Genomic DNA, 228 nt, shown 5'->3' on the forward strand with positions numbered 1-228 from the left:
ACAGGTACCTCTTGCGCTGTAAAGACTTGGCCTCCTCCTCCTTTCGCAGATACGAAAGATGGCTCATTGTACGTGTAGAATGATTTTTCTACATACTTTTTCTCACCATTTAAATTAATCCACTTCTCGCCTTCCCAAGTTTGAATTTTCCACCAACCATTGTTTCGTTTTTCCCTTATAAGAATTGTTTGAGGCGGATATTCCACGCCTCCATTTGATTTAACTGAT

Annotated in this window: 1 pseudogene; it reads right to left on the minus strand. The window is 39.9% G+C overall.

Annotation, left to right across the window (positions count from 1 at the left end):
• Nucleotides 1-228 (minus strand): annotated as a pseudogene (locus MR113_RS27950) (C40 family peptidase); the annotation flags it as partial.

Source organism: Bacillus cereus group sp. BfR-BA-01379 (assembly GCF_022663605.1).
Lineage (GTDB): Bacteria > Bacillota > Bacilli > Bacillales > Bacillaceae_G > Bacillus_A > Bacillus_A mobilis.